Below are 24,245 nucleotides of genomic sequence, written 5' to 3'. Positions count from 1 at the left end.
TTTTACATTTTCCATTCCTAAAATTTTGCACACCCCGATGGGTTTTCGGCTGTTTGCCCTGCGGCAGCCGCATGTGCAAATTCAAGGAGAAAAAATGGACCGTCGTTCCCTGATCAAAAACGCTGGCATTGCTGGTGTCCTGGCTGCTGCAGCCGCTCCAGCCGTGCACGCGCAAGCGGCTGTTCGTTGGCGCCTGGCATCGAGCTTCCCCAAATCGCTCGATACCATTTTTGGCAGCGCTGAGAAGTTTTCCCAAGTCGTCAAAGCATTGTCTGGAGGCAAGTTTGAAGTGTCGCTGCATGCTGCTGGCGAACTGATGCCTGCATTTGGCGTTGTGGATGCCATTGAGAACAGCACGATTGAAATGGCGCAAACAGCGCCTTACTACTTCACTGGCAAGAACTCGATTTTTGCCTTTGGCTGCGCAGTGCCATTTGGCTTGACTGCACGCCAGATGGATGCCTGGATGGAGCATGGCAACGGCCGCAAGCTGTTTGACAAGTTCTGCGCCAACTACAACATCAAGAGCTATAGCGCGGGCAATACCGGCACCCAGATGGGGGGGTGGTATCGCAAGGAAATCAAGTCAGTGGCTGACCTGAAGGGGTTGAAAATGCGCTTGGGTGGTGGCTTGTTTGGTGAAGCCATGGCCAAGTTGGGCGTGGTGTCGCAAAACATGCCTGCTGGCGATGTGTATCAGGCGCTGGAAAAAGGCACGCTGGATTCCACCGAGTTTGTTGGCCCTTACGATGACCAGAAGCTGGGCTTCAACAAGGTTGCGCCTTTCTATTACTACCCAGGCTGGTGGGAAGGTGGCGCAGAGCTGGAGTTCTTTGTAAACGCAAAGGCTTATGCAGCTTTGTCGACGGAGTACAAGCAGATTGTGGACACCGCCACCCGTGTGGCAGCGCGTGACATGACCGCGAAGTACGACGCCTTCAACCCCATCGCCCTGAAGAAATTGGTGGCTGACAAAACGCAGCTCAAGGCTTTCCCAAAGGATGTGATGGATGCAGGCTTCAAGGCTTCCATGGAAGTGTTTGCCGAGCATGAAGCCAAGTCGCCTGAATTCAAGGAAATCCATCAGGATATGCGCGCATTCCAGCGAGATCAACTGCTGTGGGAGCGTTTCTCTGAGTTGCGCTACAACCAATACATGACTTCTGTAAAGCTGTAATCAGCAATGATGAACGGAGCTTGCATGTGCAGCATGCCAGTTCCTCTGCAGATAAAACCGGTGCTTGCATTCATGCTTTAGGCACCGGTTTTTTTGTGCCTGCATGCCGTCGTAGAAGCGGTACTGGCAGAGGTTTTTTGATAACCCAAAGGAGACAATAATGGATCGTCGTTCCATGCTTAAAAATGCCGGTATCGCCGGTGTTCTGGCTGCCGGTGCAGCCCCCGCGGTGCATGCGCAGGCAGCCATCCGCTGGCGTATCGCGTCCAGTTTCCCCAAGTCACTGGATACCATTTATGGTTCCGCAGATGTGTTTGCACAGGCGGTCAAATCCATGACTGGTGGCAAGTTTGATGTCACGGTGCACCAGGCGGGTGAGCTGATGCCCGCTTTCAATGTGGTCGATGGTGTGCAAAACGGCAGTGTGGAAATGGCCCACACCGCACCGTACTACTTCTTCGGCAAGAACGAGGTATTCGCCATTGGCGGTGCTATTCCTTTTGGCATGAACTCGCGCCAATTGACCTCGTGGATGGTCGATGGCAATGGCTCGAAACTGATGACGGAGTTCTATGCCAAATACAACATCGTGCCTATGCTGGGGGGCAATACCGGGGCGCAAATGGGAGGCTGGTTCCGCAAAGAGGTCAAGAGCACCGAAGACATCAAGGGCTTGAAGTTCCGTGTCGGTGGTTTTGCTGGCAAGGTGCTGGAAAAACTGGGCGCTGTGCCGCAGAACATTCCTGCGGGCGAAATTTATCAGTCGCTGGAAAAGGGCACAATTGACGCTGCGGAATGGATTGGTCCCTACGACGATTTGAAGCTGGGCCTGAACAAGGTGGCGCCCTTTTATTACTACCCTGGCTGGTGGGAGGGGTCGCTGAACCTGTCCTTCTATATCAACGACAAGGCTTACAACAGCTTGAGCAACGAGTACAAGGCCATCGTCAAGGCTGCAGCACATGAAGCGCATGTGACCTGTCAAGGTCGCTATGACGCACGCAATCCTGTTGCGCTCAAGCAGCTGGTGGCCGCCAAGGCCAAGGTATTGCCATTCCCTCAACAAGTCATGGATGCATCGTTCAAAGCTGCAATGGAAGTCTATGCAGGCCTGGATACCAGCAACCCCGACTGGAAGAAGATCTATGCTGACTACCGCAACTTTCAGCGCGATCAGGTGTTGTGGTTCCGCTTTGCAGAAGGGCGCTATGACAGTTTTATGTCCTCGCAAAAGCTATAAGAATGTGTCATTACCCACAAAAAAGCAGCCATCGGGCTGCTTTTTTGTGCATGGTCGAGTAATGCTGCAGTTGTCCGCCTGTGCAGGCTTACACATGGCACATGGCGAGCTGCCAGCCGTGCTTAGTGGGGAGGTGTAAGCGATGCTGCATGGCGCGTAGACCACCACCAGATGGACATGCCGAGCAGCACCGTGATGAACTGGCCAATGGCCAGCGCCAAGCCGCTGTGAAACAAATGTGGCACTACAGCTCCTGCCATGAACGCAAACACTCCCATCTGGGTGAAGCCCTGCAGCGAAGAAGCCAGGCCGCGCATGTGAGGGAACAGTGCCATCACTTGCAGTGACAAGATAGGCATCAGAAGGGCTATGCCCAGTGTGTAGCAAGTAATGGGTAGTACGGCCCAGGGCACCACGGGCACTTGTGTGAACATGTGGTAGAGCACATTGCTGCTGCAACCCAGGATCAGGCAGCTATAGCCAATCATTTTTTGCACACTCTGTGGAATGCGCTTGGCCAAGGTGCCAGAGATGGCCGAACCTGCCATTGAGCCTGCGATCAGCGGGATGAAGAGCCAGCCAAACGAGGTTTCATCAAGCTTCAATATCCCCATCACGAACTCTGCTGCGGCGCTGATATAGATAGCACTGGAGCCTGCCATCAATGCCAGTCCCACGACCATCCATCGAAACTGCGGGTTAGAGAGTGCTGTCAGGTAATTGTGCGTGATGACTCCGAGCTTGAGCGGAGTGCGCTTGTCTGCAGGCAAGGTTTCGGGCAGTACGCGCCAACACAAAATGGCCAGAACAGCACCAAATGCTGCCAAGAAAAAAAATGCCGCACGCCAGCCTCCATGCGCTTGCAGCCAGCCACCAAATACGGGCGCAATGGCTGGTGCAAGGCCAAAGCAGAACATGACCATGCTCATCATGCGCTGCGCATCAGCACCTTGAAACCGATCCTGCACCACTGCACGGGCAATCACCATGCCTGCACCGGCCATGGCGCCCTGGGCAAAGCGCACGACCACCAGACCTTCAATGCTGGTGACAAAGGCGGCGGCTGCGGAGGTGAATGCGTAGCCCACAGCCGCAAAGATCAGTACCCGTCGGCGGCCAAAGGTATCGCTGAGCGTGCCGTAAAACAGCATGGTGATGGCCATGGCCAGTACATAGACGCTGAGCGTTTGTTGCACCGCAGTAGGGCCTACGCCAAACTCTTGGGCAATGGCGTGAAAAGAAGGAAGATAGGTATCAATACCCAAGGCACCGAGCATGGTGCACAAGGCCAAAACAAAGGTGAGTGACAGATTTTTTTTCATTGAGCCCAGGTGTCACGGCGGGAGAGAAGTGCTGCCGCATTAAAAAAGGCACATGCGCGGCATGTACCTTTGCAGGAATTGGCCTGTTTAGGGCTGTGGCGTGCGGATGGCACTTTTGGGACGAAAGGCTTTGCACACGGTGTCATTGGTTTCCAGGTAAGGGCCACCAATCAAATCGATGCAATAGGGTACAGCGGAAAAAATACCATTGATAAGCTGATTGCCCTCGGCATCTTTCAATCCTTCCAGCGTTTCAGCAATGGCTTTGGGTTGCCCGGGGAGGTTGATGATCAGGCTTTGGCCTCGAACCACTGCCACCTGGCGCGACAAGATAGCAGTAGGCACAAACTTCAGGCTGATTTGGCGCATTTGCTCACCGAAGCCAGGCATTTCCTTGTCGGCAACGGCCAAAGTGGCTTCGGGCGTCACATCGCGCAGCGCTGGGCCTGTACCACCGGTGGTAAGCACCAGAGAACAACCAGCATTGACCAACTCAATCAGCGTTTGGCTGATGGTGGCTTGTTCGTCGGGAATCAAGCGCGCTTCAAACGTGACCGGGTTGCACAGCGCACGGCTGAGCCAGTCTTTCAGTGCTGGCAGCCCTTTGTCTTCATAAACGCCGGAGCTGGCACGGTCGCTGATGGAGACAATACCAATCTTGACAGCGTCATGGTTGCTCATTGCGTGTCCTCATCTTCAGGCAAGTTGTCCGCGTCATCCGCAGTCTGGCTGGCGGTGCCATTGATGTGCGAGAGCAGCATCTGGAACAGATCGCGGTATGCGCGTCCTTTTTTGGCATGAGGAAGGATCTGGCCCTTGGCCTCCGCTTCCTTGGCTTTGGCAATGGCAGTGGCCTCATCCTTGCGTACCTGACGCATCAGGGTGCGTACCTGCTGAACATCTGTAGCAGGGAATTGATCCAGCCAGATACCCAGGTTGTCATCACTGTCAATCAGACGATCGCGCCATTGCTCCGCAACCAGAATATTGGTTTGCTCCAGGCTGACGCCTGTGCGTTGTTCTTCAAGCGCTGCCTTGGCCGCTTCAATTTGCTCGTCTTCCAGCTTGCGCATCAGCTTTCCGATGAACTGCATCTGACGGCGTTTGGCTTCAAAGTTGGTCAGGCGTTTTTGCTCTGCCAAAGCTTCCATGAGCTTCTCGGGCAGTTGCAGGCGCTCCAGCAGCTTGGGGCGCAGGCCAAGCAGGGCTTCGCCCAAGTCTTGCAGGGCATCGCTTTCCACTTTGCGATCGGTACGGGTCAGATCCCAAGTGCCTTTGAGTTCTGCCTTCAGTTCCAGGTCGCGTTCGCTGCCTTCAGCAACGAAAACGCCCTTCACGTAGTAGCCTTTTTTGGGTTTGCGTGACATGTTTTATATGGAGAAATAGGGTGGCAGCACATAAGGGCTGCAGTGCTGGGTATCATATCCGCCGCTATGAATAAACCTCGTTCACGCTCTACAAGCACCACTACAGCACAGGCTGATTCCGGCTTCAGCTACAGCCGTTCGTTTTTTGAAGGGCTGGTGGATCAAGCCCTGTCCCATGCCAAGAAGTTGGGCGCCACCGATGCCGGAGCTGATGCCTCCGAGGGCTGCGGCCTGAGCGTGAGCGTGCGCAAGGGCGAACTGGAGACCGTCGAGCGCAACCGTGATAAGTCGCTGGGCGTGACGGTCTACATTGGCCAGCGCAGAGGCAATGCCAGCACTTCGGACTTCTCTGAAGCCGCCATCCAGCAAACGGTGCAAGCAGCATATGACATTGCGCGCTTTACGGCCGAAGACCCCACGGCGGGACTGCCCGATGCGGACGACATTGCCCCTGAATCCACGCACAAGGATCTGGATCTTTTCCACGCCTGGAATGTGAGCAGTGAAGAAGCTGCGCGCATTGCGATTGCCTGCGAAGCCGCGGCCATGAAAACCGACAAGCGCATCACCAACAGTGAAGGCGCCAGTGTCTCGGCACAGCAAAGTCATTTCTACAGCGCACATACACGGGGCTTTCGTGGCGGTTACGCCAGTTCGCGTCACAGCATCTCGGTAGCGCCGATTGCCTCGTTGCCAGGCAAGAATGGTGAAATGCAGCGTGATTACTGGTACAGCTCGATGCGCGATGCGATCGAGCTGGCTTCGCCTGAAGAGGTGGGGCGCTACGCAGCGCAACGTGCCTTGAGTCGCTTGGGCAGCCGCAAGATTCCTACCACCGAGTGCCCTGTGCTGTTTGAGTCGCCACTTGCTGCGGGCTTGCTGGGTGGCTTCGTACAGGCAGTCAGCGGTGGCACGCTCTATCGCAAGAGCAGCTTTCTGGTGGATTCACTGGGCAAACAGGTCTTTCCTCAGCACATCAGCATTGAAGAAGATCCATTCATTCTGCGCGGCAAAGGCAGCTCTCCATTTGATGATGAAGGTGTGCGTGTGCAACGCCGCATGGTGGTGGATGACGGACGCGTGGAAGGTTATTTCCTTTCGAGTTATTCAGCACGCAAGCTGGGAATGAAGACCACCGGCAATGCAGGTGGCTCACACAATTTGACGCTGACCTCTCGACTGACACGCCGTGGCGATGACCTGGATGCCATGTTGGAAAAGCTGGGCACGGGCCTGTTTGTGGTGGAGTTGATGGGACAGGGCGTGAACTATGTGACGGGTGACTACTCGCGCGGCGCTTCTGGCTTTTGGGTGGAAAACGGCAAGATCGCATTTCCGGTGCAGGAGATCACGATTGCGGGCAACCTCAAAGACATGTATCTGGGTATTGAAGCCGTGGGTGCAGACGCGTATAACTACGGGGCCAAAACCGTTGGATCAATTCTGATCAATCGTATGAAGGTGGCGGGCAGCTAAGGCTTTCGCTACAAGCGACCAGGCATGCTGAATCCAGCATGCCTTTTTTTTGTCCCTGAAAATTTTTAAATAGATGGCAGCTTGCGCGGGTATGGCGAGCGCTAAGAACCAAAAATGCAAAACAATATCAAAGGTTTAAGCGGAGCTGACTGGGCCTTGGCCCTGGTGGTCATTGTGGTCTGGGGCGTGAACTTTGTGGTGATGAAGTGGGGCTTGCAAGAAGTTTCGCCGCTGCTGCTGTGCGCCTTGCGTTTCATGGCGGCATCGCTACCTTTTTTGGTGTGGGTGCGCCGTCCGCAATCGCTGTCCTGGGGATTGCTGGCTGCATATGGCCTGGTGCAGGGCGTGGGGCAGTTTGGTTTGCTGTTTGTGGGCATGCAACTGGGAATGCCTGCCGGAATGGCATCTGTGGTGCTGCAAACCCAGGCATTCATCACATTGCTGATGGCTGCCGTGTTGCTCAATGAGCGCCCGCATCCTTGGCAGTGGCTGGGGCTATGCATTGCAATTGGGGGCTTGATCATCATCGGTTCGGCCCATGGCGATAGTGCCACGCAGATGACGCTGATTGGCTTTTTGTGCACCGTAGGCTCGGCAGCCATGTGGGCTGCGTCAAATTTGATCACCCGTCACGCAGCCAAACACGGTCCTTATGAGCCCGTGCCCTTCTTGGTGTGGAGCAGTGTGTTTCCCATCATTCCGTTATTGCTCATGTCGCTATGGCTGGAAGGAGGCTGGAGTGCGATGCAGTCCCAGCTTGCAGGCATGACATGGCAAGGCATCGGCGCTGTGGCTTATCTTTCGCTGCTGTCTACCCTGCTGGGCTATGGTCTGTGGACCAAATTGCTGCAGCGTTACCCTGCAAGCACGGTGGCGCCGCTGTCGCTGCTGGTGCCTGTGATTGGTCTGATTTCAGCCATATTGTTGCTGGGAGAGTTCCCTACAGCCATGCAGTGGCTGGGCACGGTAGGCGTGTTGCTGGGCATGATGGTCAATCAGTTTGGCGGGCGTTGGCGCAATGCTGTCTAAAGCCTGCAAATACCGCCGTTGATACGTCGTTGCTTGGCCTTGCCACAGCTGCATACTGCGTGTGGCTTCAAGTGATCGCGCGGAATTGGAATGTAAATGGTGACTCAGCAGGCTTTGGTAGGGTTGATCAGACCAGTGTGCGTCCCAAGGCCTTGGCGGCTTCTTGCAGGCGTGGCAGACGCTCCAGCGCCTGTGCCAGGCTCATGCGCGCTACGGGCGCTTGCAGGGCAACGGCACAGCGCACACTGCGTTCATCCTTGCCAAACACAGGTACCGCCACGCACACCAGACCGTCTACAAATTCCTCTGCGTCCACTGCATAGCCTTCTTTGCGAATGCGACGAAACTCCTCGTTCAAAGCCTCTCGTGTTGTGAGCGTGGAAGCGGTGTAGCGTGTCAGCGGCAGCGCTTGCATCAAGCTGTTGCGCTGGGCCGCGGCCATATGCGCGAGGATAAGTTTGCCGCTGGCCGAACAGTGCACCGGGACATGGGTGCCAGGACGCAAATTCAGCTGAAGTGGAAAAGCCGATTCAATGCGGTCCAAATACACCACCTCCACACCGGATAGTGCTGTGAAATTGCAGCTCTCACCAATGTCAGATACCAATTGGCGCAACACGGCGTGGCGCACGCTTTGCTGGGCACTGCCGGCCAAAGTGGCTTCTGCCAAGCGCAGCAGGCGCGGAGCGAGTGCATAGCGACGACCATCGGGCTCGCGTGACAACAGGCCACCTGCCTCCAGCTGCGCCAGTTGGCGATGCACGCTGGGTTTGGGCCAACCGCTGGTGGCTACGGCTTCGGCCAGCGTCAGCGGGCGTGCCTCTCGTACCAGGATTTCCAGCAAATCGAAAAGCTTCAACCCTGGAGATAAGGAATTTTTTGTCATAAATCTCTGAAAACGAGACGAATAAATAAAAATTTTCGGGATTTTATGCATTGAACATAGAGTGGTGGCAAGCGCTTTTTGGTCACGGATGGAAAACCAATGACACATGCCACTTTCACGAGCCCATTGACTCTGCACGGCTTTCGCAATGCCGTGCTGACCGGGGCATGTGGAGGTTTGGGGCAGGCCCTGGCCCAGCAGTTGCAGGCACAAGGCAGCAAGCTGGCATTGCTGGGCATGCAGCCAGATGTGCTGGAAAACATGGCAGCGCAAGCGCCTGCGCAATGTCGTGTCTATGTGCTGGATGTGTCAGACAGTGCAGCCATGCTGCGGATGGCGCAAGACTGGATGCAGTTTGCGGGGCTACCTGATCTGGTGATTGCCAACGCCGGCGTTGCCAGTGGCTTTGATACTGCACAAGCCGAAGATCTGCCCGTGCTGCGCCGCATGCTGGAGATCAATCTGCTAGGGCCAGTCACAACTTTTCAGCCTTTTTTGCAAGCATTGCGCTCCGTGCCTTCACACCGCTGTGCTTTGGTGGGCATGGCCAGCATTGCGGGCTGGCGTGGCTTGCAAGGCAACGGTGCCTACTGTGCCAGCAAAGGTGGCCTGATCCGTTATCTGCAGAGTTTGCGTGCCGAGCTGCGTGGCACGGGTATCAGTGTGCACACTATATGCCCAGGCTATTTGCGCACCCCATTGACGGCCCATAACGATTTCGCCATGCCGGGATTGATGGATCCTGCAGACGCTGCCCGCATCATGCTGCGGCGTATCCGAAAGGGGCATACGCATATTGTGGTGCCACGTCGCACCGGATGGCTCTCCCGTGCCTTGGCATGTCTGCCAGACGCATAGATGGATGCTTTGCTGCGGGGACAGCCACGCAAAGCCAGGCAGGGGGAGAGTGGCAGCAATGCCATTCCTGGCCTGAATACGATGATGCCGACCATGTCATCGGTATCAAACAGACAAGAAAAGTGAGCCCATAGAGTGGCAAGCAAGACAATCAAGGAGACAACAACCATGCGACACGAACACCATGTAAGCCCCGCGCCGGTGGCCGCTTCGCTGCCCATATGCAGGACAGAGGAAATGGTTGCGCTGATCGGTGCAGGCCCTTCCGGCCTGGCCGGTGCGCGTAATCTGCAAAAGCAGGGCATTCCATTCCAGGGTTTCGAGGCTTACACCGATGTGGGAGGGCTTTGGAACATTGAGAATCCACGTTCCACGGTGTATGAGTCTGCGCACCTGATTTCCAGCAAGCGCATGACTGAATTCAAAGAATTTCCCATGGCGGATTCGGTGGCCGACTACCCCAGCCATCGGGCACTATGCGCTTACTTCCGTGACTTTGCGGATCACTTTGATTTGCGCAGACACTTTCGCTTTGGCGTACGTGTGGAGAGGGTGGAGCCTGTCAACCCGGAAGACAAGGACACGCCATGGCGTGTGACGGTGCGCAATGCACAGGGCGATCTTGAGACGGCGCAGTACAAAGGCGTGGTGATTGCCAACGGCATTCTGGCGGAGCCCAATCTGCCGAAGTTTGAGGGGCAGTTTTCCGGCGAGCTGATGCACACCAGCCAATACAAGCGTGCCAGTCAGTTCACTGGAAAGCGGGTGTTGATCATCGGAGCAGGCAATTCCGGCTGCGACATTGCGGTGGATGCCGTGCACTATGCCCAGAGCGTGGACATATCGGTACGTCGTGGCTACTACTTTGTGCCCAAGTATGTGTTTGGCAAACCTGCAGACACCATTGGAGGCAAGAAACCATTGCCACGCTGGCTCAAGCAGAAGGTGGATTGCGTGGTGCTCAAGTGGTTCACCGGTGACCCAACGCGCTTTGGCTTTCCCAAGCCCAACTACAAGATGTACGAGTCGCACCCCATCGTGAACTCGCTCATCCTGCACCACCTGGGTCATGGTGATATCCATGTGAAAGCCGATATTGCACGCTTTGATGGTCATACCGTGCATTTCAAGGACGGATCGCAGCAGGACTACGACATGGTGCTGCTGGCCACGGGCTATACCCTGCATTACCCGTTTATCGATGCTGCACACCTGAACTGGCAAGGTATGGCGCCGCAGCTGTACATGAACATTTTTGCGCCGAAATACACACATCTGGCGGTGCTGGGCATGGTGGAAGCCAGTGGCTTGGGCTGGCAAGGGCGTTATGAACAGGCAGAACTGGTAGCGCGCTACTTCAAAGGCCTGGCGCTCAAGGCTCCTGCAGCACAGCGTTTGCAAACCGCCATTGCAGGGCCAGCGCCCGATTTGTCTGCAGGCTACCAGTATTTGCAGCTGGAGCGCATGGCGTTTTATGTGAACAAGGATGCTTATCGCACAGCGGTGCGTGAGGCCGTGGCCAAGCTGGGCTGAGTGACGGGAGTTGCCATGTTGCCAGTGGACGAAATACGGTTGAACTTCAACCCGGCCTCGCTGGCACTGCTCAATGCAGTGCTGGGTTTTTTAATGTTTGGTATTGCGCTGGATACGCGCATGGAAGATTTCAAGCGCGTGGCGCGCATGCCCTGGGCCATGGCCGTGGGTATTGCTGCGCAATTCTTTGTCTTGCCCGCAGTCACCTACACACTGACTTTGATGCTCAATGTGGGTCCCAGCATTGCGCTGGGGATGATTCTGGTGGCGTGCTGTCCGCCTGGCAATGTGTCCAACATCCTGACCCACCGCGCCAAAGGAAACGTAGCCTTGTCGGTGTCCATGACTGCAATCTCCAATGCCATTGCGGTGGTTGTGATGCCGCTGAACTTTGCTTTTTGGGGCGGTCTGCATCCCACGGCATCAGGCCTGTTGAAATCAATCTCACTGGATCCGCTGGAGATGGTGGGCCACATTGTGTTGATCATCGGTATTCCATTTGTGCTGGGGCTGTGGTGTGCGCATCGCTTTCCCTCGGCGACGCAGCGCTGCAAGAAAACGGTGCGTATCCTGAGCTTTGTGGCATTGATCGGCTTCATCGTGGGAGCCATTGCAGGCAATTGGCGCTTTTTTCTCGATTACATAGGCTTGGTGTTGCTGGCGGTGGTTCTGCATGATGCGCTGGCGTTCGGCACGGGTTACGTCTGCGCGCGAGTGATGGGGTTGGCTGATTACGAGCGGCGGGCAGTTGCGATCGAGGTGGGGATTCGCAATGCAGGTTTGGGGCTGGTACTGGTCTTCAGCTTTTTTGGAGGCCTGGGAGGGATGGCTGTGGTCGCAGGTGTTTGGGGGTTCTGGGACATTATTGCGGGCTTGGCTCTTGCTTCCTGGTGGGGGCGCAAAACGCCCGAAGGTGCAGTGGCACAGACCGAGGTACACGCATGAATTCAGCACACACACAAGCTGCTCAGAGGGTGCTGATTACTGGGGCAGATGGTTTTTTGGGACGTAGCGTGGTCGCTGCATTGGCGCACAGGCCGGGGACGCTGACGGTGGCACTGGATGTGCGCGATGTACCCGCCGAACGCCAGCAAAAGGGTGTGATTTATCGCAAGCAGGATGTTCGTGACCCAGCTTTGACGCAGACCTTGAATGAGTTTGCCATCGACACTGTGGTGCATCTGGCCTCAATCGTCACCCCGGGCAAGGATTCGAACAGGGCCTTTGAATACGATGTGGATGTGAACGGCACCCGCAATGTGCTGCAGGCTTGCAAGGCAGCCGGAGTGCGACACGTGGTAGTGTCTTCCAGCGGCGCAGCCTATGGCTACCATGCCGACAACCCTGCGTGGATCACGGAGACGGATGCCCTGCGCGGCAACCCCGTGTTTGCATATTCCGACCACAAGCGTCTGGTGGAAGAGATGCTGGCGCAATGGCGTGTGGAATATCCCCAGCTACAACAAACGATTTTGCGCATTGGCACCATCCTGGGCGAGCGCGTGGACAACCAGATCACTGCGCTGTTTGAAAAGCCCAGGCTGCTGGCCATCCGTGGAAGTGACAGTCCTTTTGTCTTCATCTGGGACGAAGATGTGACCGGAGCCATCTTGCATGCGCTCAGTGGAGCAGCGCCAGGCGCCTACAACCTTGCGGGAGATGGAGCGTTGACCATCCATGAGATTGCTGCACGCCTTGGCAAATCGACATGGAATCTGCCTGCTGGGTGGCTGCGCGCTGCTTTGTGGCTCGGCTCCAGGCTGGGGGTGAGCCGCTATGGCCCTGAACAATTGGACTTTCTGCGCTATCGCCCCGTATTGCTCAACACTGCGCTCAAGCAGTGGGGCTATGTGCCGCAAAAAACCAGTGCCCAGGCATTTGAGGCTTTTGCAAAGGCCCGCAGTACGCAAGGCAAGCCGGTGCGTGCTGCGACAGCGCCAAGGGTGCTCTGACTTGCATTGGACATTTCGCGCGTCCGCTCGTGTGCTGGCTACAGATGGGACGCCGGGTGACTGAACTCCTGGCTGCTGGCAAGCAGGATGCCCATTGAAGAGCTGCCGTGGCTTTGATTAAGTGTTGATTTGCTGCCAAGGCAATTGCTTCCTGCGACCGGGTAGCAGCAGGCACACTGGCGCGTACAGAAAAGCTGCCTGTCCGGGAGTATGGTTTTGTATGTGATTATTTAATTGTCCAAAAAATATTCAAATAAACATCATTATCAATATCGATATAAATATTATCCTGAGTACATCTTTATATTTGCTGATTTTAAACAATAATGAATGGCAATATTTAGTAATTTTTAATTATCCAGTCTGAGTATGATGTATGAATGCTTTTGAGTTCATTGAAGGATGATATTTTCTATTGAGATTGATTATTGGTTGAGCCTTGATTTCATACCCTTCGATGTTGAATGCATTTGGAAAGAGAGGTGTTTTCTGATGAAAAGGATTATCTGGTTTTTTTGGGTATTCCTGGTGCTATTGAGCGCCTTCTGGTTGATGGCGGATACGCTTTGGCCAGAGCAAATAGAGTACTTTGCCTTTCGCAAGGTTTGGGTTCAATATTCCGGTGTTTTGGCCTTTGGCGTCATGTCTTTGGCAATGCTGCTTGCGGTGCGGCCCGTGTGGCTTGAAAAGCCCTTGGGTGGACTGGACAAAATGTATCGGTTGCATAAATGGCTGGGTATTGCGGCATTAGTCATTGGCATAGTCCACTGGGTCTGGGCAAAAGGTACGAAATGGGCGGTGGGCTGGGGCTGGCTTGTACGTCCCACGCAAAAAATGGACGGCTCTGGAATGCAGCGAAGCGTATTGGAATCTGCTTTGCGGGATTGGCGTGGACAGGCCGAAACAATGGGAGAGTGGGCTTTTTATGCCGCGGTGATTTTGATTGTGCTGGCTTTGGTCAAACGTTTCCCGTATAGGCTATTTGCCAAAACGCACTTTGTACTGGCTGGCCTGTATTTGATTCTGGTGTTGCATGCAGTAGTGCTGGTCGAATTCGTCTATTGGAGTCAGCCTATAGGATGGGTGCTGGCAATAATGATGCTGGGTGGTACATTCTGCGCCGTTCTTGTTTTGTCAGGGCGAGTGGGGCAGGCTCGCACTGCGTATGGCGTGATTGATTTTCTACAGTCTTATCCAACATTGAATGCTTTGGAAATCAGGTTGCGCATGAAAGAAGGTACTTGGCGTGGGCATCAGCCTGGACAATTCGTATTTGCCACCTCAAATCCAAAGGAAGGCGCTCACCCCTACACCATTGCCTCTGCATGGAACGAAGCTGAGCAGTGCATGACATTTGTCACCAAGGCGCTTGGTGACCATACCGAGACGCTGGCGCAGCGCCTGTGTGTGGGTGATGGTGTGAAAGTTGAGGGTCCCTATGGCTGTTTCACGTTTGATGATGACAAGCCACGCCAGATCTGGATTGGCGGGGGAATTGGGATAACGCCGTTTATTGCGAGGATGAAATATCTGGCCCAGGCGGCGCATGAACAAAAGCAACATACTGTGGATCTTTTTCATGCCACCGCTGAGCATGATCCGCTAGCGATTGAAAAACTGTGTGCTGATGCCGAGGCTGCTGGAGTGAAGTTCCACCTCTTTATCGACCAGCGGGATGGCCGCCTGACGGGTGAGCGTTTGCGGGCTTTGGTGCCTGAATGGAAGGACGCCAGCGTGTGGTTTTGTGGCCCTGTCGGTTTTGCGAACGCGCTGCGTGCAGACCTGGTCGCGCATGGCCTGCCCGAGCAGTCCTTTCATCAAGAGCTTTTTGAAATGCGCTGACGATATTCCATCTGGGCACAGGCCAGCGAACTGTAGATGGTTTGATGTAACTGGCGTTTGGCGGGAAGGTGTGCACAGTAAAGCGTTGCAGGAAAAGCAGCGGACCTACCGCGCTTTTCCCGCAGCATTCAAGGCGTAAAACACAATACGCTATGCAACAATCTGCGCCGCAATCGCCTCGCCCATTTGGGTGGTGCTTGCGCTGCCGCCCAGATCCGGGGTCTTGGGCCCTGTGCGAATGGTGTCTTCAATGGCCTTGACCATGGCGTCGTGGGCTTCACGCCATGCACCCTGGCTATGTCCCAGAAAATCCAGCATCAACGCGCCGGACCAGATCATGGCAATCGGGTTGGCGATGTTTTTCCCGTAGATGTCAGGTGCGGAGCCGTGCACGGGCTCAAACAGGCTGGGGAAGTTGCGTTCCGGGTTGAGGTTGGCGGATGGTGCCAGGCCGATGGTGCCCGTCGTGGCCGGGCCCAGGTCACTGAGGATGTCCCCAAACAAATTGGTGGCTGCCACCACGTCAAAACGCCCAGGCTGCAAGACAAAGCGTGCCGTCAGAATGTCGATGTGCTGCTTGTCCAGCGTGATTTCGGGATAGTCCTTGTGCATGGCATCAGCCTGCTTGTCCCACCAGGGCATGCTGATGGCGATGCCGTTGGACTTGGTGGCCAGCGTCACATGCTTTTTCTGGCGGCTTTGCGCCAGATCGAAGGCGTATTTGAGCAGACGCTGTGAGCCTTTGCGGCTGTAGACCGATTCCTGGATGCAGATCTCGCGGTCTGTGCCTTCAAACATGACGCCGCCCAAGGCCGTGTACTCACCTTCCGTGTTTTCGCGCACGACATAGTAATCAATATCGCCGGGTTTGCGGCCTGCCAGCGGGCAGGGCACGCCTTCGAACAGACGTACCGGGCGCAGATTGATGTACTGGTCAAACTCGCGGCGGAATTTGAGCAGGGAGCCCCAAAGCGAAATGTGGTCGGGCACGGTGGCTGGCCAGCCAACTGCGCCGAAGAAGATGGCATCCATGTCTTGCAGTTGCTGCTTCCAGTCGTCGGGCATCATCTTGCCGTGCGCGGCATAGTAGTCGCAGTGCGCCCAGTCAAAGTGATGAAACTCAAGCGCTAAGTTGAACCGCTTGGCTGCGGTTTTGAGGGTGCGCAGGCCTTCTGGCATGACTTCTTTGCCAATACCGTCTCCGGCAATGACTGCAATTTTTTTTGTGCTGGACATGGAAATCCCTTTAATGGACATGCAGCCATTGTGCGGTGAGCAGGTTTGCGTGGTAATGATCTGAATGTGTGTAGATCATTCACACAGTGTGTGCAATGAAAAGGCTCCCCCATGTCACGCTGCGGGGCAGCCTCGTCGGATTGAATGGTTTATCTACCCGGCAGCCAGTCAAAGCCAGTGCTGGTCTTTTGGATATGGCCGATTGAGGGCAGCGGAAAGTGATAGCCGCCCACCCAGCTTTGTTCTTGCGCCAGACGGGTCAGCAAATGGTGCCGGGTTGCACGTGCTTGCTCGGGGTGCATGTCGAACTGCACCTGCCAGTCAGGATGTCTCACAAACAAGGCAGGGTAGTGCGCCACATCGCCAATATAGACAAAGCGTTCCTTGCCAGACTGCACTGCAATGGCGCTGTGGCCTGGCGAATGCCCAAAGCTGGCAATGGTGTCCAGGCCGGGCAAGATGCTGGAACCCGGCACAAACAGCTTGAGTTGATTGCCAGGGTAGTTATTGAAGACACGGCGTACCGCCATAAAGCCTGCGCGAGCACCCTCGGGAGCGGCGTGCATGCGTGCATCATCCATCCAGAAAGCCATTTCAGGCTGAGGCACGTACACCAGCGCTTTGGGGTAGATCAGGCTGCCATCCTTGCGGCGCAAACCATTGATGTGGTCACCGTGCATATGGCTGATGATGACAGCGTCAATAGTGGAAGGGTCGATTCCTGCGGCACGCATATGAGTGTGCAGCAGTCCGGTGCCAGCAGGGCCGTTGTCGCCAAAACCGGTATCAAGCAGATAGCGCTTGCCCTGATGCTCAATGACAAAGCAGGTGTAGGGCACATCAATATGGGTGGTTGGCAGGCCTGCAGCCTGCAGTGCAGCTTGCACCTGCTCCAGTGGAGCGTTCTTCACAAAGCCAGCATCCAGCGCACGTTTGCCGACACCGTCACTGACTGCAATCACACGTGCCTCTCCGACTTGCCGGGCGACGAAGCCTGCAGATGTGGCGGATCTGCTTGCGTTGGAGGTGCTGCAAGCCGTGAGCCAGCCTGCCGCTGACAGACTTGCGGCTCCAAGTATCCAGTGGCGGCGATGCATTGTCATGGTGGCTCCTTTGGACTGTTGAGTAGTGACGGGCTGACATTAGCCTGAAGCCTATTCTCAAATCCGGCCCTTTGTGCGAACAAGCACGGGTAAACACCGAAGCGAATGACTTCGTAAATGCAGACATTCAAGCCTGCTTACGTTTTTACTCTGGGAGAAACCATGAAAAATTCAAATTCCAAGACTGTTTCATTGCTTCTGCAACGCCGCCAATGGATGCGTGCGGCTGCGCTGGCCGGGCTGTCTCTGACAGGAATTACTGCAATAGCCCAAACCGCTGCAAGCTATCCAAGCAAAGCAATACGCATGGTGATTCCTTTCACGCCCGGCGGATCGGCGGACATCTTGGGCCGCGCCATGGGGCATGAGCTGACTCAAGCCTGGGGACAGTCGGTGGTGCCAGAGAATGTGGCAGGTGCTGGTGGCAGCATCGGTGCAGATCGTGTGGCCAAAGCGTCCAGTGATGGCTATACCTTGCTGATGGGGCATGTGGGGACGCTGGCCATCACGCCCAGCTTGTATCCCAAGCTGCCTTACGACCCCATCAAGAGTTTTACGCCTGTGGCCTGGGTGGCCCGTGTACCCAATGTGCTGGTTGTGCATCCTTCGCTGCCGGTGACGGATTTGAAGTCTTTCATCACATATGCGAAAGCCAATCCAGACAGGATCAACTACAGCTCAGGTGGCAATGGCAGTGCAGCACACATGACCATGTCTTATCTGGCACAGCAAACAGGCCTGAGCATGCAGCACGTTCCCTACAAGGGCACAGCGCCTGCCGTGAACGACTTGGTGGCCGGGCAGGTGCAAGCCTTGTTTACGGGCATTCCTGCCGTGCTGGCGCAACTCAAGGCAGGGCAGATCAAGGCCATCGCAGTGTCTTCTCCACAGCGCGTAGCCATCTTGCCTGATGTGCCCACAGTGGCAGAGGCAGCGCTTCCAGGTTTTGAAGCAGACCAGTGGTATGGCATTGTCGGACCCGCAGGCATGCCCAAAGAAGTAGTGAGCAAGCTCAATGCCCAGATCAATGCCTCACTCAAGAGCCAGGCAATCCTGGAGCGTTTGCAAAGCGAGGGGGCACAACCCATGCCCAGCACACCAGAGGTGTTTGGTCAGCTGATCAGCAAGGACATGGAGCGTTGGTCCAAAGTGATCAAGACTACAGGCATGTCACTGTAATCGCGGCAATTCACTGCGTCAGCCTGCAGCCGTGCTGCGGGCTTTTGCGTTCGGCTCTCTACAATGCCTGATTTGTTTTTGGGTTAACCGCCATGCAGAAGATGCCTTCGCCCGATGATTTGCGCGTGTTTCTCTCGGTGGTGCGCAAGTCCAGCTTTGCGGGCGCGGCGCAGTTGCTGGAGGCGTCACCAGCCTATGTGAGCAAACGTGTGCGCTTGCTGGAGCAGGAGCTGGGTCTGAAGCTGCTGCACCGCACTACACGGCGCGTGACAGTCACACAGGAGGGCGAGCGCATCTTCCATTGGGCGCAGCGTGTGCTCGACGACATGGAGCAATTGCTGCAAGAGGCGCAGGTTACGCAGCGTGAGCCGATGGGCTTGCTGCGTGTGAGCAGCAGCTTTGGCTTTGGTCGCAATGTGGTGGCTCCTGCGCTGTCGCAGCTGGCATTGCGTTATCCGGCACTGCAACTGCGCTTGGATGTGTTTGACCGGCTGGTGGATGTGGCGGCCGAAGGCTTTGATCTGGATGTGCGTGTGGGTGATGAAATCGCTCCCCACCTGATTGCACGGCGTTTGGCTGATAACTGCCGTGTGATGTGTGCCGCACCGGCTTATGTGCAGCGTGCGGGCTTGCCGCGTAATCTGGACGAGCTGGCGGGCCATGATTGTCTGGTGATCAAAGAGCGCGACCATCCGTTTGGAGTCTGGACTTTGCGCAACCAGGCGCAAGAGCGGACGGTTAAAGTGCGAGGCCCTCTGTCAACCAACCATGGAGAGATGGCTGTTCAGTGGGCGCTGGATGGTCATGGCATTGTCTTGCGTTCGCTGTGGGATGTGGCTGCAGACTTGGCCGCTGGACGCTTGGTGCATGTGCTGCCGCAATGGCAGCAAGCCGCGAATATCTGGGCCGTGTACCCGACGCGACTCGAGCGTTCGGCCAATGTGCGTGTCTGTGTGGAGTTTTTGCAGGCTTTTTTTCAAAGCCGCCAGCCAGCGCTCATCAAGGATGGCATGAAAAAAGCAGCTGCCAGCATTCGCTAGCAGCTGCTGGGGTGAGGTGCGGCTTGCATGACACCTCCAGCGTGTCTGAGGCTTACTTGCTCAGCGCAGCCTTCACAGCGGCGGAGACCAAACCCATATCGGCTTTGCCAGCCAATGCGGTTTTGACTTTGCCCATCACCTTGCCCATGTCGCCGGGGCCAGAGGCACCCACTTCGGCCACGATGGCTTGTACTGCAGCGGTGATTTCGGCTTCGGACATGCGCTCTGGCAGGTAGACCTTGAGCACTTCGATCTCGGCTTTTTCCACGTCCGCCAGATCGCTGCGATTGGCGGTTTCGTAGGCGGTGATGGAGTCCTTGCGCTGTTTGATCAGCTTGTCGACGATGGCAACGATGGCAACGTCGTCAAGCTCCACGCGTTCGTCCACTTCTTTTTGCTTCATCGCTGCTTGCAGCAGGCGAATGGTGCCCAGGCGTGCACTGTCTTTGGCACGCATGGCAGTTTTCATATCTTCGGTAATCTGGGCTTTCAAGCTCATAGCTCTCTCCTTGGTTGGGCGGATGTGCGCACCTGCCGCTCACGCAGTGGCATAGCCACAGGGCTCAATGGTGCGCCTTGTCCGCAGGGAGGTCACTGCCTGCATCTGGTGTTGCCAGCAGTGGCCAGAAAACAAAAAACCCGCGCCTGGCGTCCCGAGCGCGGGTTTCGGCTTTTTTAAGGCCGGCTAGTCCCAATCAAACGATTAGTACAGCTTCTTAGGCAGTTGCATGCTGCGAACGCGCTTGTAGTGGCGCTTCACGGCAGCAGCCTTCTTGCGCTTGCGCTCAGCTGTAGGCTTTTCGTAGAACTCACGAGCGCGCAGGTCTGTCAGCAGGCCCAACTTTTCGATGGTGCGCTTGAAGCGGCGCAGGGCAACTTCATAGGGTTCGTTTTCTTTGACGCGGATGGTAGTCATTCAATTTCCAGATATATCTGTGCCGACAGCGGGTTCTCGGGAAGATCGGGCCTGAGAGCCATGAACAGCGGTTTTCCCCGTCACTTTGTAACTAGTATGGCCGACGGGGTAATGCCAGCAAAGTCGAGCATTATAACGGTTTTTCCAAATGCCTTGGCAGCTCGCATGCCCTTGGGGCAGCATGCACTGCCTTAGCGCGCCTTCAGGTAGCTTCGGTGCTTGCTTGAAAGTGCTGCTGCGCCATGGCTTGTGCGCAGGCAAAAGCACTGGCCCAGGCCCACTGAAAGTTATAGCCACCCAGCCAGCCGGTGATGTCGACCACTTCACCAATGCAATAAAGACCAGGCTGGTTTTTGGCTTCCATGGTTTGCTGTGAGAGCGCCTTGGTGTCGACGCCGCCCAGGGTCACCTCGGCTTTTTTATAACCTTCCGAGCCATTGGGCGTGATTTCCCAGCGAGACAGCTGCTCAGCCAGGCGGGTTAAGGCTTTGTCACTGGCTTCGTTGATCGGGCGTTGTAGCTCAGGCTGTTGCGCAACCCAGGCATCGGCCAGACGTGTGGGCATGTGCGTGGCCAGCTCATTGGTGACCAGCTTGCGAGAGTGCATTTTGGCCTGTTGCAGAACTTCAGCGATGTTGCATTCAGGCAGCAGATCGATATGCAAAGCAGCGCCGTCTTTCCAATAGCTGGAGATTTGCAGTACGGCGGGGCCGGAGAGACCACGATGGGTAAACAGCAAGTCTTCGTGGAAGGTGACACGCTCTTTTTTACTGCCAGTGCTGATGGCCACAGGCAGTGCCAGTCCGGCCAGTTGAGCGTAAGGCTGCCAGTCACTGCCATCAAAGGTCAGGGGCACCAAACCAGGGCGGCGCTCTATCAGAGGCAGCTTGAACTGCTGAGCCAAGCGGTAGCCAAAATCGGTCGCGCCAATCTTTGGGATGGAAAGGCCACCTGTGGCCAGCACCAGCCTGGGCGTGGTGACGGTGCCTCGGTCCGTTTGAATTTCATAGCGGTCTGCGCCATGCGTATCGTCGTTGTTGGCCAAAACAGCCACTTTTTTGACAGCACAGGGTTGCCAGCGCTGTACTCCACCTGCATCACATTCGGTCAGCAGCATGCGGATGATGTCTTCTGCACTGGTGCTGGCAAACAACTGCCCTTTGTGTTTTTCCTCGTAGGGAATACCGTGTTTGTCCAACAAAGCAATGAAGTCTGCAGGTGTGTAGCGCGACAGTGCTGAGCGGCAAAACTGCGGGTTCTGGCCCACATAGTGTTTGTGGGGCGCACGCACATCCAGATCGCGGTTGGTGAAGTTGCAGCGTCCTCCTCCAGAGATACGGATTTTCTCTGCAACTTTCTGGGCATGGTCGATCAACAGCACTTTCAGCCCAAGTTGCCCAGCCTGGGCTGCACAAAACAAACCCGCCGCACCAGCGCCGATGATCACAGCATCAAATGAAGAGGGCGCAAAGGCAGCGATGTTTTCGGTCATAGGGCAAAGTGTCTTCTTTCGGTATTACGCACAAGCGGCGCTAGCACAGAGCGCCGCTGCGGGCAGTGTAGCCAAGGGAGCAAGCCCCGTGGCTGGTGTGGGTTGCACTGCATGCCATGCGCTCTATTTGCTATCAATTCTTAGAATGCCACCCCATGAATTTGCCTGAACACCAGCTCAGCATGACCGTGCTGATGACCCCCGATATGGCCAACTTTTCCGGTAACGTCCACGGTGGCGCCATCCTGAAAAAATTGGACGAAGTGGCTTATGCCTGTGCCAGCCGCTATGCGGGGCGTTACTGCGTGACGCTTAGCGTGGATCAGGTGATGTTTTTGCAGCCCATCCATGTGGGGGAACTGGTGACTTTCCTTGCCAGCGTCAACTACACCGGCCATTCGTCCATGGAAATTGGCATCAAGGTGGTGGCCGAGCAAATCCAGGACAAGGTGGTGCGTCACGTCAATAGCTGCTTTTTCACCATGGTCGCTGTCGATGAGGATCGCAAGCCTGTCTCTGTGCCAGCTTTGCAACCAGCGACCGATGATGAAAAGCGTCGCTGGAATGCGGCGTTGATCCGTAAGGATATGCGCAAGGAAGTGGCCGTGCGCTTTGCCCAGACCCGTACACCTTCGGCCGAGCAATAGGCGGCTAGAAACTCTCCCAATCGTCTTCAGCGCAGGCTGCTGAAACTGTACTGGCCGGCAGGGTGCGGGCTGCGGTTTGCCGGCGTTGGGAATTGGCTGGCGAAGGCTGGCGCTGCGAGGTTGTGACAGCTTTTGGGGGCGTGGGCTGAGCTACGCGAGGGGCAACGTTGGCACGCGTTATCTTGGGTGCCGCAGTTGCAGTCACGGATGTTGCAGAGGTTTTGAAGTGCGCAACGGTTTGTACCAGCTCCTGGGCCTGGCGTTTGAGACTTTCTGCAGCGGCAGCACTTTGTTCGACCAGCGCTGCGTTTTGCTGGGTGGTGGTGTCCATTTGGCTGATGGCTTCGCCGATTTGAGTGACGCCCTGGCTTTGTTGCGCACTGGCTGCGCTGATTTCTCCCACAAGATCGGTGACGCGTCGGATGGAGCTAACGACTTCTTCCATGGTTTGACCTGCACGGTCCACCAATGCAGTGCCTGCAGCCACACTGTCTACGCTGTTGCTGATGAGTTGCTTGATTTCTTTGGCAGCTTGCGCACTGCGTTGGGCCAGTGAACGCACTTCGCCCGCTACGACTGCGAAACCACGGCCTTGCTCGCCAGCCCGCGCAGCTTCCACTGCAGCGTTGAGTGCCAGGATGTTGGTTTGAAAGGCTATGGAGTCAATCACACCAATGATGTCTGAAATTTTGCGGCTGCTTTCAGTGATGCCTCGCATGTTTGCCACCACTTCTCCCACCACGTCTCCGCCTTGAGCCGCAATCTGTGAAGCACCGAGCGCCAATTGGTTGGCTTGCAACGCACCGTCAGCGTTTTGTCGGACCGTGGAGGACAACTGCTCCATGGAGGCTGCAGTTTGTTGCACAGCGCTGGCCTGCTCTTCGGTGCGGGAAGACAAATCGGTAGTGCCGCTGGAGATTTCGTTGCTGGCGAGCGCCACGGATTCTGCGTTGTGGCGTACAGCTTGCACGACTTTGTCGAGGGTGCTGCGCATTTGTTCCAGCGCAGCCATCAGCAGCCCCATTTCATCTTTGCTGGGGACTTGCAACACCTGGCTCAGGTCGCCGCTGGCGATGCGAGTTGCAGCGGCCACGGCGTGAGAGGCGGGCCTAGACACAGAGCGTGTCACCAAAATGGCAAACAGCAGGGACAACAAGGCACTGATGACCATGCCTGTGATCACCCACCAAAGTGCCGAAGTGCGTATCTCTTGTCCATGCAGGCGCAGAGCTTGTGCGTCGCTTTGTGTCAGTTGCGACAGCTTGCCGACGGTTTCAGCCAGTGCCGCGAAACTGGGTTCAGCTTCTTCGGTGTACATGAGCTGTAGCGACTGAAGGTTGCTTGTATCGTGCAGGCTGTCTCGGTGCATGGCGACTGTTTGAGAGACAAACTTGCGGTGTACCGTCATGTACGCGTCACGGTGCTGCAAATAAGTGCGCATGAGCAATTGCTCTTGTTCCGAGTGTGGCAGGGCTTTGTAATTATTTTCCGACTGTGTAATTGCCTCGAGCAGGCCTTGTGCTTGTTCTGCCAGCGCTTGCGCGCTGCTGGCGGACTGCGGAGGGAGCAAATGGCTTTCGATGCGGCGGAAACGGTTCCATTGCGAACGCATATTGCCTGCTTCCGCCACGCTTGGTAGCGCACTGTTGCTCATGCTTTGCATGGCCTGGTTCAGGCGTTCGAGTTGGGTCAGTGCAACTCCGCCCAGTATCAGTGTTACGGTCAACAGGAGTGCGAAAGCAAGCCCCAGTTTGGTGCCGATTTTGAAGTCTGAAAACCGCATGAAGGTGTTTCCTCAGTGTGCGTGCAGGCACGTTGCCTAGCGCTGTTCGTTCAGTTTTTTGCGTGCCAGTGACTGGTACACCAATGCGTACCAAGCCGAAACGGCCAGTACCCCCAAGGTTTGTAAGATCCAAGCAAGTAGTCACAAAACTGTCTTGAATGCTTCAT

At 55.9% G+C, this 24,245-nt stretch carries 22 protein-coding genes; 12 read left to right on the top strand and 10 right to left on the bottom strand.

The genetic code is table 11. The features are described 5' to 3' along the window. Window positions 1-94 precede the first annotated feature (94 nt). Together QEP11_RS00640 and QEP11_RS00635 are read left to right on the top strand one after the other, a co-directional pair. Window positions 95-1,177, top strand: coding sequence for a TRAP transporter substrate-binding protein (locus tag QEP11_RS00640; RefSeq protein ID WP_284334623.1), 1,083 nt, complete (start codon window positions 95-97; stop codon window positions 1,175-1,177). Between the two features lie 160 nt (window positions 1,178-1,337). After that, a complete protein-coding gene (locus tag QEP11_RS00635) occupies window positions 1,338-2,417 on the top strand; it encodes a TRAP transporter substrate-binding protein (protein ID WP_284334622.1) in 1,080 nt (359 codons plus the stop codon). Window positions 2,418-2,539: 122 nt separating this feature from the next. On the opposite strand, the gene QEP11_RS00630 is transcribed toward QEP11_RS00635, so the two are convergent. The 3 genes from QEP11_RS00630 to yjgA form a co-directional block, all read right to left on the bottom strand. Further along, on the bottom strand, window positions 2,540-3,739 hold the full coding sequence (locus QEP11_RS00630) for a multidrug effflux MFS transporter (protein ID WP_284334621.1): 1,200 nt from the start codon (window positions 3,737-3,739) through the stop codon (window positions 2,540-2,542). Window positions 3,740-3,826: 87 nt separating this feature from the next. Continuing rightward, a complete protein-coding gene (gene mog / locus QEP11_RS00625; protein WP_284334620.1) occupies window positions 3,827-4,420 on the bottom strand; it encodes a molybdopterin adenylyltransferase in 594 nt (197 codons plus the stop codon). Next, window positions 4,417-5,106: a ribosome biogenesis factor YjgA gene (gene yjgA, locus QEP11_RS00620; protein WP_284334619.1), complete on the bottom strand. Its 690-nt coding sequence runs from the start codon at window positions 5,104-5,106 to the stop codon at window positions 4,417-4,419. The genes mog and yjgA overlap by 4 nt, the downstream gene beginning before the upstream one ends. 66 nt (window positions 5,107-5,172) lie before the next feature. On the opposite strand from yjgA, the gene pmbA reads away from it, so the two are divergent. Next, window positions 5,173-6,582, top strand: a complete 1,410-nt coding sequence (gene pmbA, locus QEP11_RS00615) for a metalloprotease PmbA (RefSeq protein WP_284334618.1) — start codon at window positions 5,173-5,175, stop codon at window positions 6,580-6,582. A 114-nt stretch (window positions 6,583-6,696) separates the two neighbouring features. After that, window positions 6,697-7,611 (top strand): EamA family transporter, encoded by a 915-nt coding sequence (locus QEP11_RS00610; protein WP_284334617.1) that lies wholly within the window; start codon window positions 6,697-6,699, stop codon window positions 7,609-7,611. A 127-nt stretch (window positions 7,612-7,738) separates the two neighbouring features. Here QEP11_RS00610 and QEP11_RS00605 read toward each other — a convergent pair whose 3' ends face one another. Then, on the bottom strand, window positions 7,739-8,497 hold the full coding sequence (locus tag QEP11_RS00605; RefSeq protein WP_284334616.1) for an IclR family transcriptional regulator: 759 nt from the start codon (window positions 8,495-8,497) through the stop codon (window positions 7,739-7,741). Between the two features lie 99 nt (window positions 8,498-8,596). On the opposite strand from QEP11_RS00605, the gene QEP11_RS00600 reads away from it, so the two are divergent. The 5 genes from QEP11_RS00600 (at window position 8,597) to QEP11_RS00580 (ending at window position 14,682) form a co-directional block, all read left to right on the top strand. Continuing rightward, window positions 8,597-9,355 carry an SDR family NAD(P)-dependent oxidoreductase gene (locus QEP11_RS00600; protein ID WP_284334615.1) on the top strand — a complete coding sequence of 253 codons (759 nt, stop codon included), beginning with the start codon at window positions 8,597-8,599 and terminating at the stop codon, window positions 9,353-9,355. Window positions 9,356-9,523: 168 nt separating this feature from the next. Next, window positions 9,524-10,888, top strand: coding sequence for a flavin-containing monooxygenase (locus tag QEP11_RS00595; protein WP_284334614.1), 1,365 nt, complete (start codon window positions 9,524-9,526; stop codon window positions 10,886-10,888). Between the two features lie 15 nt (window positions 10,889-10,903). Further along, window positions 10,904-11,833 (top strand): bile acid:sodium symporter family protein, encoded by a 930-nt coding sequence (locus QEP11_RS00590; protein WP_284334613.1) that lies wholly within the window; start codon window positions 10,904-10,906, stop codon window positions 11,831-11,833. Continuing rightward, window positions 11,830-12,840, top strand: a complete 1,011-nt coding sequence (locus QEP11_RS00585) for an SDR family oxidoreductase (RefSeq protein WP_284334612.1) — start codon at window positions 11,830-11,832, stop codon at window positions 12,838-12,840. The genes QEP11_RS00590 and QEP11_RS00585 overlap by 4 nt, the downstream gene beginning before the upstream one ends. A 402-nt stretch (window positions 12,841-13,242) precedes the next feature. After that, a complete protein-coding gene (locus QEP11_RS00580; protein WP_461782046.1) occupies window positions 13,243-14,682 on the top strand; it encodes a ferredoxin reductase family protein in 1,440 nt (479 codons plus the stop codon). Between the two features lie 150 nt (window positions 14,683-14,832). Here the strand turns inward: QEP11_RS00580 and QEP11_RS00575 are convergent, their stop codons facing one another. Both QEP11_RS00575 and QEP11_RS00570 read right to left on the bottom strand, forming a co-directional pair. Then, window positions 14,833-15,918, bottom strand: a complete 1,086-nt coding sequence (locus QEP11_RS00575; protein WP_284334611.1) for a tartrate dehydrogenase — start codon at window positions 15,916-15,918, stop codon at window positions 14,833-14,835. A gap of 149 nt (window positions 15,919-16,067) precedes the next feature. Further along, complete coding sequence (locus QEP11_RS00570) at window positions 16,068-17,021, bottom strand: MBL fold metallo-hydrolase (RefSeq protein WP_284334610.1); 954 nt, start codon at window positions 17,019-17,021, stop codon at window positions 16,068-16,070. 162 nt (window positions 17,022-17,183) lie between these two features. On the opposite strand from QEP11_RS00570, the gene QEP11_RS00565 reads away from it, so the two are divergent. Further along, complete coding sequence (locus tag QEP11_RS00565; RefSeq protein ID WP_284334609.1) at window positions 17,184-18,200, top strand: Bug family tripartite tricarboxylate transporter substrate binding protein; 1,017 nt, start codon at window positions 17,184-17,186, stop codon at window positions 18,198-18,200. A 101-nt stretch (window positions 18,201-18,301) separates the two neighbouring features. Then, entirely contained in the window at window positions 18,302-19,240 is a 939-nt protein-coding gene (locus QEP11_RS00560; protein WP_413788666.1) for a LysR family transcriptional regulator, read from the top strand. A 52-nt stretch (window positions 19,241-19,292) separates the two neighbouring features. Here QEP11_RS00560 and QEP11_RS00555 read toward each other — a convergent pair whose 3' ends face one another. From QEP11_RS00555 to QEP11_RS00545, 3 genes are all read right to left on the bottom strand, one after another. Continuing rightward, the gene (locus tag QEP11_RS00555) at window positions 19,293-19,739 is read right to left on the bottom strand and encodes a GatB/YqeY domain-containing protein (protein ID WP_284334607.1); all 447 of its coding nucleotides are present in this window, start codon (window positions 19,737-19,739) and stop codon (window positions 19,293-19,295) included. A 204-nt stretch (window positions 19,740-19,943) separates the two neighbouring features. Beyond that, entirely contained in the window at window positions 19,944-20,156 is a 213-nt protein-coding gene (gene rpsU, locus QEP11_RS00550; protein ID WP_003052999.1) for a 30S ribosomal protein S21, read from the bottom strand. A 202-nt stretch (window positions 20,157-20,358) separates the two neighbouring features. Next, the gene (locus QEP11_RS00545; protein WP_284334606.1) at window positions 20,359-21,648 is read right to left on the bottom strand and encodes a BaiN/RdsA family NAD(P)/FAD-dependent oxidoreductase; all 1,290 of its coding nucleotides are present in this window, start codon (window positions 21,646-21,648) and stop codon (window positions 20,359-20,361) included. 155 nt (window positions 21,649-21,803) lie between these two features. On the opposite strand from QEP11_RS00545, the gene QEP11_RS00540 reads away from it, so the two are divergent. After that, window positions 21,804-22,295, top strand: a complete 492-nt coding sequence (locus tag QEP11_RS00540) for an acyl-CoA thioesterase (RefSeq protein ID WP_284334605.1) — start codon at window positions 21,804-21,806, stop codon at window positions 22,293-22,295. Between the two features lie 4 nt (window positions 22,296-22,299). Here QEP11_RS00540 and QEP11_RS00535 read toward each other — a convergent pair whose 3' ends face one another. Next, window positions 22,300-24,078, bottom strand: a complete 1,779-nt coding sequence (locus tag QEP11_RS00535; RefSeq protein WP_284334604.1) for a methyl-accepting chemotaxis protein — start codon at window positions 24,076-24,078, stop codon at window positions 22,300-22,302. Window positions 24,079-24,245: the final 167 nt, after the last annotated feature.

Origin of the sequence: Comamonas halotolerans (assembly GCF_030162935.1) — a bacterium.
Taxonomy (GTDB): Bacteria; Pseudomonadota; Gammaproteobacteria; order Burkholderiales; family Burkholderiaceae_C; genus Comamonas; species Comamonas halotolerans.
Note: the sequence above shows the minus strand (reverse complement) of the source record. Positions and strands in the feature narration are given on the sequence as shown.

Excerpts from the sequence above, each read along its gene's own strand:
- QEP11_RS00640 (WP_284334623.1), top strand. The coding sequence starts at position 95 with ATGGACCGTCGTTCCCTGATCAAAAACGCTGGCATTGCTGGTGTCCTG.
- QEP11_RS00635 (WP_284334622.1), top strand. The coding sequence starts at position 1,338 with ATGGATCGTCGTTCCATGCTTAAAAATGCCGGTATCGCCGGTGTTCTG.
- QEP11_RS00630 (WP_284334621.1), bottom strand. The coding sequence starts at position 3,739 with ATGAAAAAAAATCTGTCACTCACCTTTGTTTTGGCCTTGTGCACCATG.
- mog (WP_284334620.1), bottom strand. The coding sequence starts at position 4,420 with ATGAGCAACCATGACGCTGTCAAGATTGGTATTGTCTCCATCAGCGAC.
- yjgA (WP_284334619.1), bottom strand. The coding sequence starts at position 5,106 with ATGTCACGCAAACCCAAAAAAGGCTACTACGTGAAGGGCGTTTTCGTT.
- pmbA (WP_284334618.1), top strand. The coding sequence starts at position 5,173 with ATGAATAAACCTCGTTCACGCTCTACAAGCACCACTACAGCACAGGCT.
- QEP11_RS00610 (WP_284334617.1), top strand. The coding sequence starts at position 6,697 with ATGCAAAACAATATCAAAGGTTTAAGCGGAGCTGACTGGGCCTTGGCC.
- QEP11_RS00605 (WP_284334616.1), bottom strand. The coding sequence starts at position 8,497 with ATGACAAAAAATTCCTTATCTCCAGGGTTGAAGCTTTTCGATTTGCTG.
- QEP11_RS00600 (WP_284334615.1), top strand. The coding sequence starts at position 8,597 with ATGACACATGCCACTTTCACGAGCCCATTGACTCTGCACGGCTTTCGC.
- QEP11_RS00595 (WP_284334614.1), top strand. The coding sequence starts at position 9,524 with ATGCGACACGAACACCATGTAAGCCCCGCGCCGGTGGCCGCTTCGCTG.
- QEP11_RS00590 (WP_284334613.1), top strand. The coding sequence starts at position 10,904 with ATGTTGCCAGTGGACGAAATACGGTTGAACTTCAACCCGGCCTCGCTG.
- QEP11_RS00585 (WP_284334612.1), top strand. The coding sequence starts at position 11,830 with ATGAATTCAGCACACACACAAGCTGCTCAGAGGGTGCTGATTACTGGG.
- QEP11_RS00580 (WP_461782046.1), top strand. The coding sequence starts at position 13,243 with ATGATATTTTCTATTGAGATTGATTATTGGTTGAGCCTTGATTTCATA.
- QEP11_RS00575 (WP_284334611.1), bottom strand. The coding sequence starts at position 15,918 with ATGTCCAGCACAAAAAAAATTGCAGTCATTGCCGGAGACGGTATTGGC.
- QEP11_RS00570 (WP_284334610.1), bottom strand. The coding sequence starts at position 17,021 with ATGACAATGCATCGCCGCCACTGGATACTTGGAGCCGCAAGTCTGTCA.
- QEP11_RS00565 (WP_284334609.1), top strand. The coding sequence starts at position 17,184 with ATGAAAAATTCAAATTCCAAGACTGTTTCATTGCTTCTGCAACGCCGC.
- QEP11_RS00560 (WP_413788666.1), top strand. The coding sequence starts at position 18,302 with ATGCCTTCGCCCGATGATTTGCGCGTGTTTCTCTCGGTGGTGCGCAAG.
- QEP11_RS00555 (WP_284334607.1), bottom strand. The coding sequence starts at position 19,739 with ATGAGCTTGAAAGCCCAGATTACCGAAGATATGAAAACTGCCATGCGT.
- rpsU (WP_003052999.1), bottom strand. The coding sequence starts at position 20,156 with ATGACTACCATCCGCGTCAAAGAAAACGAACCCTATGAAGTTGCCCTG.
- QEP11_RS00545 (WP_284334606.1), bottom strand. The coding sequence starts at position 21,648 with ATGACCGAAAACATCGCTGCCTTTGCGCCCTCTTCATTTGATGCTGTG.
- QEP11_RS00540 (WP_284334605.1), top strand. The coding sequence starts at position 21,804 with ATGAATTTGCCTGAACACCAGCTCAGCATGACCGTGCTGATGACCCCC.
- QEP11_RS00535 (WP_284334604.1), bottom strand. The coding sequence starts at position 24,078 with ATGCGGTTTTCAGACTTCAAAATCGGCACCAAACTGGGGCTTGCTTTC.